The organism is Actinomadura oligospora ATCC 43269, from assembly GCF_000518265.1.
Taxonomy (GTDB): domain Bacteria; phylum Actinomycetota; class Actinomycetes; order Streptosporangiales; family Streptosporangiaceae; genus Spirillospora; species Spirillospora oligospora.
In genome coordinates, this window is the sequence record NZ_JADG01000007.1 from 484586 (window position 1) to 497341 (window position 12756).

13 protein-coding genes and 1 tRNA gene are annotated in these 12756 nt (G+C 72.3%); 6 read left to right on the plus strand and 8 right to left on the minus strand.

What is annotated here, in order from left to right; genetic code table 11:
- Positions 1-325: 325 nt before the first annotated feature.
- On the minus strand, positions 326-1510 hold the full coding sequence (locus P696_RS0111580; protein ID WP_245627610.1) for an AAA family ATPase: 1185 nt from the start codon (positions 1508-1510) through the stop codon (positions 326-328).
- A gap of 473 nt (positions 1511-1983) precedes the next feature.
- Complete coding sequence (locus tag P696_RS0111585) at positions 1984-2994, minus strand: pirin family protein (protein ID WP_026412466.1); 1011 nt, start codon at positions 2992-2994, stop codon at positions 1984-1986.
- Positions 2995-3137: 143 nt separating this feature from the next.
- Between P696_RS0111585 and P696_RS0111590 the strand changes: the two genes are divergently transcribed.
- Positions 3138-3596: a MarR family winged helix-turn-helix transcriptional regulator gene (locus P696_RS0111590; protein ID WP_026412467.1), complete on the plus strand. Its 459-nt coding sequence runs from the start codon at positions 3138-3140 to the stop codon at positions 3594-3596.
- Between the two features lie 66 nt (positions 3597-3662).
- Here P696_RS0111590 and P696_RS0111595 read toward each other — a convergent pair whose 3' ends face one another.
- Positions 3663-4055, minus strand: coding sequence for a hypothetical protein (locus P696_RS0111595; protein WP_026412468.1), 393 nt, complete (start codon positions 4053-4055; stop codon positions 3663-3665).
- Positions 4056-4274: 219 nt separating this feature from the next.
- Here P696_RS0111595 and P696_RS0111600 point away from each other — a divergent pair, with 219 nt between their 5' ends.
- Complete coding sequence (locus tag P696_RS0111600) at positions 4275-5132, plus strand: M15 family metallopeptidase (RefSeq protein ID WP_084337255.1); 858 nt, start codon at positions 4275-4277, stop codon at positions 5130-5132.
- A 108-nt stretch (positions 5133-5240) separates the two neighbouring features.
- On the opposite strand, the gene P696_RS0111605 is transcribed toward P696_RS0111600, so the two are convergent.
- The gene (locus tag P696_RS0111605) at positions 5241-5423 is read right to left on the minus strand and encodes a hypothetical protein (protein ID WP_026412470.1); all 183 of its coding nucleotides are present in this window, start codon (positions 5421-5423) and stop codon (positions 5241-5243) included.
- Between the two features lie 33 nt (positions 5424-5456).
- Positions 5457-6326 (minus strand): alanyl-tRNA editing protein, encoded by an 870-nt coding sequence (locus P696_RS0111610; protein WP_026412471.1) that lies wholly within the window; start codon positions 6324-6326, stop codon positions 5457-5459.
- A 75-nt stretch (positions 6327-6401) separates the two neighbouring features.
- On the opposite strand from P696_RS0111610, the gene P696_RS0111615 reads away from it, so the two are divergent.
- Both P696_RS0111615 and P696_RS44865 read left to right on the plus strand, forming a co-directional pair.
- Positions 6402-6491 (plus strand) — tRNA-Ser (locus tag P696_RS0111615).
- A 103-nt stretch (positions 6492-6594) separates the two neighbouring features.
- Entirely contained in the window at positions 6595-7293 is a 699-nt protein-coding gene (locus P696_RS44865) for a hypothetical protein (protein WP_051467338.1), read from the plus strand.
- Here the strand turns inward: P696_RS44865 and P696_RS0111625 are convergent.
- Positions 7290-7664, minus strand: coding sequence for a hypothetical protein (locus tag P696_RS0111625; protein WP_034484159.1), 375 nt, complete (start codon positions 7662-7664; stop codon positions 7290-7292). The genes P696_RS44865 and P696_RS0111625 overlap by 4 nt on opposite strands.
- Positions 7665-7695: 31 nt before the next feature.
- Complete coding sequence (locus tag P696_RS59260; RefSeq protein ID WP_425394144.1) at positions 7696-10113, minus strand: MinD/ParA family ATP-binding protein; 2418 nt, start codon at positions 10111-10113, stop codon at positions 7696-7698.
- 171 nt (positions 10114-10284) lie between these two features.
- Between P696_RS59260 and P696_RS0111635 the strand changes: the two genes are divergently transcribed.
- Both P696_RS0111635 and P696_RS0111640 read left to right on the plus strand, forming a co-directional pair.
- Positions 10285-11247, plus strand: coding sequence for an NAD(P)H-quinone oxidoreductase (locus P696_RS0111635; RefSeq protein WP_026412473.1), 963 nt, complete (start codon positions 10285-10287; stop codon positions 11245-11247).
- Between the two features lie 10 nt (positions 11248-11257).
- Positions 11258-11794: a bacterial proteasome activator family protein gene (locus P696_RS0111640; protein ID WP_026412474.1), complete on the plus strand. Its 537-nt coding sequence runs from the start codon at positions 11258-11260 to the stop codon at positions 11792-11794.
- A 16-nt stretch (positions 11795-11810) separates the two neighbouring features.
- Here the strand turns inward: P696_RS0111640 and P696_RS0111645 are convergent, their stop codons facing one another.
- On the minus strand, positions 11811-12620 hold the full coding sequence (locus P696_RS0111645; RefSeq protein WP_026412475.1) for an HAD family hydrolase: 810 nt from the start codon (positions 12618-12620) through the stop codon (positions 11811-11813).
- Positions 12621-12756 lie beyond the last annotated feature (136 nt).

The window sequence follows — 12756 nt, forward strand, 5'->3', positions numbered from 1 at the left end:
CTGACAGGGGTTCGCAATGTCGAGTTCGGGCGTGTCGTCCCTGGTCGCGAGCGGTTTCTAGGGCTTTCTTGGGGCATCGCGAGACGGTCGTAGAGAAAGCGATGAGAAACCTCATCGGAGAATCTACGGCTCTCTAGTGCTCATGCTAGGCAGGCCGATATTTCGCTCGTCAGTGCTTTCTAAGGCTTTCTAGCGTCAGCGCAAGACAGAAGTAGAGACAGGTAGCCGCACAGGTCGATGTGGCCGTCTACCGGTGTCTGCCAGGGACGTTAGAGAGTCGTAGAGAGAGCTGACGAGTCGCCGACCCGAGGGGGAGGCCGGAGGGTCAGGCGGGCTGGGAGCGCAGGAAGTCGCCGAAGTGCGGGACGGTGAAGGCCACCAGGCCGCGCTCGGCGCTGTAGATCAGTCCCTTCTTGATCAGGCCGTCGCGGGCGGGCGAGAGGCTGGACGGCTTGCGGCCCAGCTCCTCGGCGACGGCGGCGGTGGGGACGGGGTCGTCGCCGAGCGCGGCCATGGCGCGCATGTAGTCGCGCTCGGCGGGGGTCGCGCGCTCGTAGCGGCTGCCGAAGAAGCCGACCGCGAGCTCGCTCTCGGCCTCGGGGGCCGCGACCTTGACGTCGTCGACGGTGATCGGGGTGCCCGGGGCGACGTCCCAGGCGACCTTGGCGTACGCCTGCACGAAGTAGGGGTAGCCGTCGGCCGCGAAGTACAGGGCGTCGAGGGCGTCCTGGGTGAAGGTGACGTCCTCGCGCTCGGCCGGGGCGAGCAGCGCGACGTCGGCGGACTCGCGGTCGAGCCGGTCGATGCGGGTGTACCGGAACAGCCGCTCGGAGTAGGACTTGCTCGCCGACAGGACGGCGGGCAGGTGCGGCAGGCCCGCGCCGACCACGATCAGCGGGCCGCCGCTCTGCGACAGCTCGTGGCAGGCGGCGCACAGCGCGGACACGTCGTCGGCCGGGACGTCCTGCATCTCGTCGACGAACAGGGCGATGCCCGCGCCGACGTCGGTCGCGACGGACGCCGCGTCCGCGAGCAGCTCGGTGAGGTCGATCTCGAGGTCGCCGGAGTCGGCGCGGCCGCGTGAGGCGGGCACGTCGATGCCCGGCTGCCAGCGGTGCACGCGCGCCTTCCCCTTGGCGTCCTCTTCGGGCCCGGCCTGCGCGAACGCCTTGAGCACGCCGAGGAAGCCCTCGATGCGGTCGGGCGCGCGGTGCCGGGGCGCGAGCTCTCGGACGGCCATGTGCAGCGCGGACGCGACAGGACGGCGGATCGACTGGTCGGGTCGAGCCTCGATCTTGCCGGTGCCCCACAGTCGCTGCACGGCCATCGACCGGAAGGTGTTGAGCAGGACGGTCTTGCCGACGCCGCGCAGCCCCGTGATGATCATGCTGCGCTCGGGCCGGCCGCGGGCCACCCGCTCCAGCACGACCTCGAACTGCTTCAGCTCGCGGTCGCGCCCGGCCAGTTCCGGCGGGCGCTGGCCCGCGCCCGGGGCGTAGGGATTGCGCACGGGATCCACGGTCTCGGACTCTATGAGTCGATATAGCTGCGGCCGTAGATTTCCGTAGAAAGGCGTACGGCGTGTCGCGCCACCGCGCGCGCACCCCTGAGCGGGCTGCGAGCGAGCGGCCACCGTCGCCACCATGCGGACCTCCGGACGGAGCGGGTCGAGGTTGATCGAACCTGTGTTCGAACTGTTCGAACACAGTAGCGCATCCCCGCCGCACCCGTCATCCCGCCTCGCAAAGAAACGACCACGCCTCGCTGAGGCGCGGTCGTTTCGCGTGGATTGCCCCGACAACGAGCGCGTTTCCGCTCGTCCGCCGTCCCTTTTCGGTCCGCCCAAGCCCCTACTTCAGGTTGTGGCGCCGTCCCGGAGGCGGGTGCGGCTGACCCTCGTTGGCCGCAGGGCCGACCCCGGGACGGCGTGTCCGTGGCGTCAGGCGCTACGCGCCGACGCATTTGAAAAGGAGAAGGGACGGGTCACGAGAGGTTCTCGTCGCGCTCCGACAGGTGCGGGAGCTTCTCGGCCGGGATGGTCCCCATCCGTCCGGCCTGGAAGTCCTCGAACGCCTGGACGATCTCGTCGCGCGTGTTCATCACGAACGGCCCGTAGCGGGCGACCGGCTCGCGCAGCGGCATCCCGCCGAGGATCAGCACCTCCCAGCCGTTCTTGCCGGCAGTCGGCTGCGACTCGGCCGCGTGCAGCATCAGCCCGTCGGTCTCGCCCTGGTGGTGCGAACCGGCGAACGCCGCGAGCTGGCCCTCGGCCAGGCCGACCTCCTCGACGCCGACCGTCCCCCGTCCGGACAGGACGTAGGCGATGGCGTTGAAGTCGCGCGGCCACGGCAGCGTGAGGGTCGCGCCGGGCGCGATGGTCGCGTGCAGGTAGGTGATGGGGGTGTGGGTGACGCCCGGTCCGTCGAACCCGCCGACCTGCCCGGCGATCACGCGCACGAGGGACGAGCCGTCGTCGGACGACAGCAGCCTGACGTCTCCCGGGTGGATGTCCTGGTAGCGGGGCTTGGTCCACTTCTCCGAACGCGGCAGGTTCACCCAGAGCTGGACGCCGTGGAACAGGCCGCCCTTGGCGACCAGCTCCGGCGGGGGCTGCTCGATGTGCTGGATGCCCGCGCCCGCGGTCATCCACTGGGTGCCGCCGTCGGCGATCAGGCCGCCGCCGCCGGTGGTGTCGTGGTGCTGGAAGGCGCCGTCGAGGATGTAGGTGACGGTCTCGAAGCCCCGGTGAGGATGCCAGGGGGTGCCCTTGGCCTCGCCCGGCGCGTACTCGACCGCGCCCATGTGGTCCAGGAGCAGGAACGGGTCGGCCATGGCCAGGTTCACGGACGGGAACGGGCGGCGGACCTGGAAGCCCTCGCCCTCCAGGTGCTTCTCGGCGGTGACGACCTTGGCCACGCGCCGCCAGTCGGTGCCCTCCCGGCCCAGGCGCGGGAGGCGGGGCAGGGTCATCGGGTCGGCCAGCACGGCGGGCATGGCGTCTCCTCTCGGTCCGTGGCCCGGGGCCGTCCGCCCGGGGCTCGTGTCATCCGGAACAAGGTTGAAGGTTCAACTATTCCGGCGGGCTCCACTGTAGGGGAAGTTAGTTGAAGGTTCAACCTGGGAGCTATACTCCCCGCATGACTGAACCGCGCTGGCTCGGCGCCGCCCAGCAACGCGACTGGCGGGCCTTCGTGGACGGCAGCGTCCGCCTCACCGAGATCATGGACCGGGACCTCAAGGCCAAGCACGGCCTGTCGGTCTCGGAGTACGAGATCCTGGTCCGCCTCTCCGAGTCCCCCGAGCGCAGGCTGCGCATGGCCGAGCTGGCCGAGCACGCCAGCCAGTCCCGCAGCAGGCTGTCCCACACGTGCTCACGGCTGGAGTCCAAGGGCCTGGTCCGCCGGGACAACTGCCCGAACGACAAGCGCGGCGTGTACGCCTTCCTCACCGACGCGGGCTTCGAGGCGCTCGACCGCGCCGCCCGCGACCACGTCGAGACCGTCCGCGACTACTTCGTGGACGTCATCGACCCCGGCGACCTCGAGGCGATCGGACGCGCCTTCACCGCCGTCCTCAAGCGCATCGACAACGGCTGACCAGGCCGGCCGCACGCCTGCGAACCCGGCCGGGTCGGCCGCGCCGGGCGGAACGGGCGGGACGGGTCAGAAGTCGAGGCCGGTCATGAAGCCGACCGAGACCAGGGTGAGGAACGCCCAGCAGATCATCATCCCGAAGCCGAACGGCCGCCCCCGGCCCCCGACCTTCCAGACCAGCAGCGAGCCGAGCCCGAACGCCACCACGAGCAGCGCGAAGAACTGGGGCAGCGTGCTCGGCCGCCTCGACATCATCATCGGCCCGTACATCATCACGAGGTCGACGAGCGTGAAGGTCAGCGCGCCCGCCGTCCCGGTCCACAGGTCGCCGCGGGCGGGCAGCCGCGGCGGGCGCTCCCAGCGCAGGCGCGGCTGGTCGGACGGCGGCGCCTCGACCGTGGACGCCACCGAGAAGATCTCGTCCTCCAGGCTCGGGACCTGATCGTCCCGCGGTTGGGTCATCGCTCCCCCTCGGGCCGGGCGGGGACCCGCGTCCACGGCGTGTCCGCCCCGGACCGGTCGTCCCCCGACATGGTTCCGGTCATCCACCGACCCGGTTCCGGTTGTCCGCCGGCCTGTATTCCGGTCGTCCGTCGGCCGCCCGTAAGGGCACGCCCTTCTTCGCACGGTAGCGAATCCAAGGTCCCACGCGAAGGCCGTCGACCGTGTCATCCTGCTGGAATGCCGTTGCACCGGACTCCCAGCTCCCGGATCCGTGCCGTCCGCACCGACGCCGCCGGACCGTCCCGCCGCTCGTACGCGCGCGTCCCCGTGCCTGCCGGGACGACCCGCCGGGCGGTCACGTTCGCCGCCGCGGTCGCGCTCACGTCGGCCGCCGCGACCGGATGCGGACACGGGGAATCGAAGGGCCCTTCGAGCGCGTCGCCCGCCACGCCGCCCGTCGCGACGGGCACGCCGACCGGGACCGTCGGCACCGCGACCGCCACGGCGTCGCCGACGCAGGACCTCAACCGCTTCCACGCCCAGATCAACAAGGTGAGGACGAGGGACCTGCCGAAGTCGTGGCACGCGGGCTGCCCGGTCGCGCCGTCCGGGCTCCGGATGATCGTCATGAACTACTGGGGGATGGACAAGCGCCCCCACGCGGACGGGAGGCTCGTCGTCAACGCCGCCGCCGCGAACAAGCTGGCGGGCGTGTTCCGCAAACTGTTCGAGAACAGGTACCCGATCCACAAGATGGTGCCGGTGGACGCCTACAAGGGCAGCGACTTCGACTCCATCGAGGACGACAACACCTCGGCGTTCAACTGCCGCAACGCGACCGGGTCCGGCAGCTGGTCGCAGCACGCCTACGGGCTCGCGGTCGACATCAATCCGTGCGAGAACCCGTACGTCACGGCGTCCGGGCACATCGAACACCCGCGCTGCGTGAAGTTCGGCGACCGTTCGCGACGCGACCCGGGGCTGATCCACCCGGGGGACTCGACGGTCAAGGCGTTCGCCTCGATCGACTGGGGCTGGGGCGGTTCGTGGGTCGGCACCCGCGACTACCAGCACTTCTCCAGCAACGGCCGCTGACGGGCCGCCGGGAGCGGCAGCGCCGGCGCCGGGAGGGGCAGCGCCGCCGCCGGGCGAACGGGGAGCCGGGCGGACGGGCGCTTCGGCCTTTCTCCTCGGGGCGTCGCGCTACATCATCGTGACGAGCGCGACCGCCAGGACGGCGACGACGACCACCACGGCGACGATCCCGACGATGAGTCCGACGTTGCCGCCGGACACCTTCGACTCGGGCTGCTGCTGAGCCTGCGCCACGAAGTTCTCGAACTGGTGCGTCGTTCCGGCCGGGTCATTCGGCATCTGCTGAGACATGCGGTGAAGGGTAACGGAAGCCTTCTGGCCGTTTCATGCCGTTTCGACTCTTGTCTCGACGACCAGTTCGTCCCCGGATTCGGCGAGTTCGAGCCGGACGCTCGCGGTCGCGAGCTCGCCGGTGCGCCGCAGATGGGTGCCGCCGCAGGGCAGGGACGCGGTCCCCTCCGGCAGGTCACAGCGCCAGACGCGGCGCGCGGCGAGCTCCGGCGACGGCACCTCGATCCGGACCGGCGCGTCCGCCTCGATCCATCCCGCGAGCCGCGCGTTCACCGACGCGGCGATTCCGTCGAGATCGTCGCGGAGGCCGTCCGCGGTGAAGCCCTTCTTCCGGAGCGACCTCCCCATCCGGTAGGTGTCGACGCTGCCGTCCGGGACGATCCGGGACGCGGTGATCGCGAGCTGGTCGAAGTCGGGACGGCCGAGGCCGTCGGTGCGCGGGGCGTCCTTGCGCCACCGCTCCGCGAGCGCCTCGTTCAGCGCGAGCGCCATCAGGTGGCAGGCGGTGTGCCCGGCCGACAGCGCCCGCCGCCGCACCGGCTCGACGTCCAGCTCGACCAGCTCGTCCTCCGGGACGCGGCGCTCCAGGACGTGGACGACCAGCCAGGCCCAGTCCGGGTCGCCGCGCCGGACCGGGATGTCCTCCCCGGTCAGCAGCGCTCCGCCCGCGATCGGCACCGCGCCGGTCACGCAGTCGGCGACCCGCAGCTCCAGCTCGTCCCAGCGCAGCACGCCGGTGTCTCCGGGCTGGTCGGGCCAGGTGGTGTCGAGCGGATGGAACGGCGTCTCCGCCACGATCACGCCGTAGCCGCCGTCCACGTGCGCGGCCGCGACCACCCGCGACCGGCCGCTGACCTCGCCCTCCGGGAAGGTCACCGCGGTCGACTCCTTGATGTCCCCCATCTTGCGAAGCTACCAACCGCCCTCGTCCGTCCCGGACGTCGCCCTCGTCTCGCACGCTAAGGTTGGGAATGCCCAGGAGGCTTCGCCTAGTGGACGAGGGCAACGGTCTTGAAAACCGTCGAGCCGGCACTCCCGGTTCCGTGGGTTCGAATCCCACAGCCTCCGCGTGCAGAACCCCCGAGAAAACCGGGGGTTCTTCTCTTTTCCCCGGACGACCCTTTGCCGCGCGTTGGCGGGCCGCTTGTGCCGCATCCGGAATCATCGAACGGTGCCGAAGGCGAGCGAGGGCGGTTCCGGGGAGGGGACGTCCGGTAAGGACGGATCCGGCAAGGGCGGGTCCGGGGCCAACGTGCTGGCGCTCGGCGGGTTGCTGTTCCTGCTGCTACGGCTGCTCGCGGTCGCCCACTACGACTGGCACGTCGCGTTCGCGCTCGCCGACACCGTCAACTTCGACGACGTGATCGGCGTCGTCGTCGGCACGTTCCTCGGCGCGGGCGGCCTCGCCGCGATCATCCTGGCGCTCGTCCTGCCGGTCGCGGTCGTGCACCATTTCCGGCGGCTGCGCGAGCGGGACTGGAAGCCGCACCACCTCGTCATGCTGGCCGTCCTGATCGGCGTGTTCGTCGCCGCCGTGATCACCCTGCGGGACTGGGTGACGCTGCTGGTCGTCCTGGCGATCAGCACGCTCTTCCTGGTCGTCCTGCTGCGTCAGGGCCCGGCGCGTCCGTGGCTGGAGAAGGCGTCCGCGCACCTCGGGGTCACGGTGTGGCTCGGGCTGTTCGCGCTGGCCGGGCTCACCGACACGGTCTGGGTGCCGGAACAGCGCCTCACCCTGAAGGACGGCGCGACCCTCGACGGCTACGTCATGGACGTGCACAGCCCGTACACCCAGGTGCTCACCGCACGCGGACGCGAGATCCGCATCCTGATGAGCCAGGACGTGGTGGCGCGCTCCGAGGAGTCCTAGCTCCGCGGGACGGCGAAGCCGGGGATCGACGGCCACCGGACGGTCAGCACGGTCGACGCCTCCTCGGCCTCCCAGGAGTGGTCGACCTTGTCCCAGACGACGTAGTCGCCCTGCTCGGCGAGGACCACGTCCCGCCCGGGGAACTCCAGCCGGAACCGGCCGCTGACCAGCACCAGCAACGCCGTCCGCTCGTCCCCGGTGGCCCACTGCGCGCGCCGCTCACCGGCCGGGTGCACGCCCCACTTGATCTCGACGGCCTCGCTGTGCCGGATGTCGCCCTCGGGCTTGAAGTGCCCGAGCAGCCAGCCCCGGTCGCCCGCCGCGTCCACGGGCGCCCGCCCCACGTAGATCCCGTCCTCCGAAGTCCCCACGACCAGCGACCCTAGCGCCCGCCCCGGCACGTCAGGTGGCGTTGGGGCGCTGCCAGGCGAAGCCGTCGCCGACCACGGCCGCGAGGTGCAGGTACGCCTCGCGCGTGGCGGGGGCGAGCGCCTCGAGCTCGAGCTCCGCGCCCTCCTCCAGGTGGTCGTCGTACGGGATGCGGACGACCGCGCGGCACCGCGACTCGAAGTGCGCCTGGAGCTTGTCCAGGTCGACCTGGCTGCGGGTGCGGTTGCGGACCATCGACAGCACCACCACGCCGTTGCGGACCAGGTGGCCGTGGTCGTGCGCCTCCAGCCAGTCGAGGGTGGCGCTCGCCGAACGCGCGCCGTCCACCGACGGCGAGCTCACCAGGACGAGCTGGTCGGCGAGCGCGAGCACGCCCGCCATCGCGCTGTGCAGCAGGCCGGTGCCGCAGTCGGTGATGCAGACCGAGTAGTACTGCTCCAGGACGACCGCGACGGCCGAGTAGTCCTCGGCGCTGAACGCCTCGCTGACCGCCGGGTCGCGGTCGGAGGCGAGGATCTCCAGCCGCGCCTCGTTCTGCGAGGTGAACGCGCGGACGTCGGCGTAGCGGTGCACCCGGTCACGGTTGTTCAGCAGGTCGCGGACCGTCGCGGCGGTCTCCAGCCGGACCTTGTCGCTCAGCGTTCCGCGGTCCGGGTTCGCGTCCACCGCGATGACCCGGTCGCCGCGCAGCGACGACAGCATGGAGCCGAGCCCGGTCGTGGTGGTCGTCTTGCCGACGCCGCCCTTCAGCGACATCACCGCGACCCGGTGGTGCCCGCCCGCGACCATCGTCCGGGCGCGCGCGACCAGGTCCTTGCGGCGCAGTTCGGCCGACGACTCACCTGGGTGGACGCTGCCCGCGGTCGCCTTGTACACCGCGCGCCGCCACCCGCCGGACGGCGCGATCTTGCGCTCGCCCAGCAGGTTCTCCGAGCTCAGGCTCTCGGGGGCCTGCGGCTGCTGGGGCTGCGGCGGATACCCCGGCTGGCCGGGCTGCGGCGCGTATCCGGGACCGGCGGGCATCCCCTGCCCTCCGGGCGGCGGGACGACCATGCCGGGATGCGCACCTTGCGCGTCCGCGGGCGGAATCGGAATCCCCTGCGGGCCCATGCCAGGCGGGAACCCCGCGCCACCAGGACCGAACCCGCCGTCGGGTGCGGGTGCGCCGGGCGCGAACCCGCCGTCCGGCCCAGGCACGAATCCGCCCTCAGGACCAGGCACGAAGCCGCCGTCGGGGCCGGGGCCGGGGCCGAAGCCGCCCTCCGGCCCGGGCATGCCAGGACCACCAGGCACGTACCCGCCATCGGGGGCAGGGCCGAAGCCGCCCTCCGGGCCGGGCGTACCAAGACCACCAGGCGCGTACCCGCCGTCCGGGACGGGCGCGAAACCGCCCTCCGGGCCGGGAACGCCGGGCGCGTACGGGCCGTCAGCGCCGGGACCACCAGGGGCGAACCCGCCGTCGGGGGCGGGAATGCCAGGGCCGCCGGGCACGTAGCCGCCGTCAGGACCGGGGACGCCAGGCGCGAATCCGCCTTCTGGGCCGGGGCCGAAGCCACCTTCCGGCCCGGGTGTACCTGGAGCTCCGGGCGCGAAGCCTTCAGGGCCGGTGCCGGGGGCGAGGGCGCCCGGCGGGGGGACGGGCTGGCCGTCCGGGACGAAGCCGGGGCCGCCGGGGAACGGGGGCTGGACGTCGGCGCTGGTCGCGCGGTCGCCGGAGGGCGGCTGCTCGCCGAGCGCGCCCGGATAGACCCCGGGCTCGCCGAACTGGTCGGGGCCGGGAGGCGGCGGGACGGGTCCGGCGTTGCCGGGCGGGTACGGCGCGTCCATCGGGGGCGGGCCCCAGGTCGCACCGGCGGGGTCGCCCGCAGGGTAGGGCGGCGGCGGGACGGCCGGGACGCCGAACGGCGGCGGGGCCTGTCCGCCCGGTCCGGGAACGCCGGGGCCGGGCGCGCCAGGGAAGCCGGGACCGGAGGCGTTGGGGCCGGGCGCGCCGGGGTACGGCGCGGGCGGGACGGGCCCGGACTCGAAAGGCTGGGGGCCGCCTGCGAACGGCGGCGGGGTGGCCGCGTAGGGCGGAGGCGAAGGCAGGTCGCCATAGGCCCCGGCCGGGGGCGGCGTCAGCCAGGGGTTCGCGTCGTCCGGCCCGGACGGCTGCGGACCCCCGATCGGCCCCGGCGCGGGACCGATCGGCCCGGGAGCAGCGCCGATGGGCCCGGGAGCAGCGCCGATGGGCCCGGGAGCGGGCGGCTCGAGGATCGTGGCGTCGCCCTCGGCCTCCTTCGCCTCACCGGACTCGTCGGAGCCGGACGAGGAGGCGGTCTCGGGGGCGGACGCGGGCGGACGGTCCCCGTCGGCGGGTTCGCCGCTCATCGCGTCCAGGGAGGCGAGACGCTCCTCCAGCGAGGGACCGTCATGATCGTTCCGTGCCACCGTCACTCCCCTCGGCGCTGCCATTAAACGATCTTTTACCGACATGGACGACGGCAACGACCATGAGCAGGATACCGACGCTTCTTACCGCATATCACGGCCGTTGCACGCCTTTTCCGGATGGGCGGGCGCCGCGTTCCGGCCCGTTCCCCGCCCGGTAGCGTGAACTTCATGCACGCCATCGTGATTCGTGAGCCAGGAGGCGCCGACGTCCTCCGGTGGGACGAGGTGCCGGGGCCCACGGCCGGCCCGGGCGAGGTGCTCGTCGAGGTCGCGGCGAGCGCGGTGAACCGCGCGGACGTGCTCCAGCGGCAGGGTTTCTACGACCCGCCGCCCGGCGCGTCCCCGTATCCGGGGCTCGAGGTGTCCGGCCGGATCGCGGCCCTCGGCGAGGGCGTGACCGGCTGGAACGTCGGTGACGAGGTGTGCGCGCTGCTCTCGGGCGGCGGCTACGCCGAGAAGGTCGCGGTCCCCGCGGGCCAGCTCCTGCCCGTCCCCGAGGGCGTCGACCTGATCGAGGCGGCGGGCCTGCCCGAAGTGGTCTGCACCGTCTGGTCCAACGTGTTCATGCTCGCGAACCTGCGTCCGGGCGAACGGTTCCTGGTGCACGGCGGCGGTAGCGGGATCGGGACGATGGCGATCCAGCTCGCGCACGCCCTCGGCTCCCCGGTCGCGTGCACCGTCGGCAGCGAGGCGAAGGCCACGCGCTGCCGCGAACTCGGCGCGGATGTGACGATCAACTACCGCGACGACGACTTCGTCGAGCACGGCCCGTTCGAGGTGATCCTCGACAACATGGGCGCGAAGTACCTGGCCCGCAACGTGAACGCGCTCGCGGTGAACGGACGGCTGGCGGTCATCGGCCTCCAGGGCGGCGCCCGCGCCGAGCTCGATCTGGGCGAACTCCTGCGCAAGCGGGCCGCCGTCCACGCAACCTCGCTGCGCGCCCGTCCGTTGGACGAGAAGGCCGAGATCGTGCGGAGCGTTCGCGAGCACGTGTGGCCGCTGCTGGAATCGGGAAGGGTCCGTCCGATCGTGGACCGGACCGTCCCGATGGCCGACGCCGCGCACGCCCACCGCCTGCTGGAGGACGGCGCGCACGTCGGCAAGATCCTGCTGACACTGGAAAAATGAGGTGTGTGAGATGACGGAGCCTTCGCAGAACCAGCCGGAGCAGGAGCCGCAGGTCCTGGTGGTCGGTCCGAACGGGATCGCGATCGAGGGCGCCCCCGGCGACGGCGACAAGGACGAGAAGTCGGTCGCCGAGATGGTGGAGCAGCCCGCCAAGGTCATGCGGATCGGCGGGATGATCCGCCAGCTCCTGGACGAGGTCAAGGCCGCCCCGCTGGACGAGGCGAGCCGCGCCCGGCTGCGCGAGATCCACCAGGCGTCGATAAAGGAACTCGAGGACGGCCTGGCCCCCGAGCTCGTCGCCGAGCTGGAGCGCCTGTCGCTCCCCTTCGTCGAGGACAAGGTGCCGAGCGAGGGCGAGCTGCGGATCGCGCAGGCGCAGCTGGTCGGCTGGCTGGAGGGCCTGTTCCACGGCATCCAGACCACGCTGTTCGCGCAGCAGATGGCCGCGCGCGCCCAGCTGGAGCAGATGCGCCGCGCCCTCCCCGCGGGCGTCGTCCAGCCGCAGGACGACCACGACAGCCACCGCCAGTCCGGCCCCTACCTGTAGTCCCCGGCCTCTCCGATCAGGCTTCGGGGAAGAGGCGTTCGAGGACGCGCGCCACGCCGTCCTCGTCGTTGCTGCCGGTGGTGTCGGTGACGGCGCGCAGGACGTCCGGGTGCGCGTTGGCGACCCCGTACGAGCGGCCTGCCCAGGTGAGCATGGGCAGGTCGTTCGGCATGTCCCCGAACGCGACGATCTCCCGGGCGTCCAGGCCGAGGTCGTCCGCCAGCTCCGCGAGCGCGGTCGCCTTGGTGACGCCGTGCGCGCTCATCTCCAGCAGCCCCCGCCCGGACGAGTGCGTCACGGTGACCAGGTCGCCGACCGCCAGCTCGGCCCGCCGAGCCAGGCCGTCCGGCTCGCTGGACGGATGGAACGCCAGCAGCTTGATGCCGGGACGCGCGATCAGCTCCTCGCCGTCCACGGGCCGTCCCCCGATCGCGTCGGAGTCCCAGCGGCCCAGGTTGTAGCGCGCCTCGAACACGAACCCGTCCGGATACTCGACCGCGAACCGCAGCTCGGAGTCCGCGGCCCGCAGCCGCTCCACGACCTTCGCGATCACCTCGGGCGTGATCACCGTCGCCTTGAGCACCGTCTCGGTGTGCAGGTCGTACCGGACGGCCCCGTTCGCGCAGATCGCGACGCCCCGGTGCCCCACGGCCTCGGCGATCTCGGCCATCCACCGCGGCGGACGCCCCGTCACCATCACCAGGGTCGCCCCGGCGCGTTCCACCCGCCCGAGGGCCCTGACCGTCCGGGCCGACACCGTCCCGTCGGACCGCACGATCGTGCCGTCCAGATCGGTCGCGATCAACCGGGGCGTACGAACGGCCATGTCACCTTCCACGGAACTGTCCCGCGACGTGATCGAATACCCCGCGGTCCCCCGAGCTTAGGCGACCCACCCCCCACCCCCGCCACCCGCCGCCACGTCCGGAACGCGCAGAAGCCCGTCCCTTGTGGTGAGGGAC

Excerpts from the sequence above, each read along its gene's own strand:
- P696_RS0111595 (WP_026412468.1), bottom strand. The coding sequence starts at position 4,055 with ATGACCCAACCGCGGGACGATCAGGTCCCGAGCCTGGAGGACGAGATC.
- P696_RS0111590 (WP_026412467.1), top strand. The coding sequence starts at position 3,138 with ATGACTGAACCGCGCTGGCTCGGCGCCGCCCAGCAACGCGACTGGCGG.
- P696_RS0111600 (WP_084337255.1), top strand. The coding sequence starts at position 4,275 with ATGCCGTTGCACCGGACTCCCAGCTCCCGGATCCGTGCCGTCCGCACC.
- P696_RS0111635 (WP_026412473.1), top strand. The coding sequence starts at position 10,285 with ATGCACGCCATCGTGATTCGTGAGCCAGGAGGCGCCGACGTCCTCCGG.
- P696_RS0111645 (WP_026412475.1), bottom strand. The coding sequence starts at position 12,620 with ATGGCCGTTCGTACGCCCCGGTTGATCGCGACCGATCTGGACGGCACG.
- P696_RS0111640 (WP_026412474.1), top strand. The coding sequence starts at position 11,258 with ATGACGGAGCCTTCGCAGAACCAGCCGGAGCAGGAGCCGCAGGTCCTG.
- P696_RS0111605 (WP_026412470.1), bottom strand. The coding sequence starts at position 5,423 with ATGTCTCAGCAGATGCCGAATGACCCGGCCGGAACGACGCACCAGTTC.
- P696_RS0111585 (WP_026412466.1), bottom strand. The coding sequence starts at position 2,994 with ATGCCCGCCGTGCTGGCCGACCCGATGACCCTGCCCCGCCTCCCGCGC.
- P696_RS0111610 (WP_026412471.1), bottom strand. The coding sequence starts at position 6,326 with ATGGGGGACATCAAGGAGTCGACCGCGGTGACCTTCCCGGAGGGCGAG.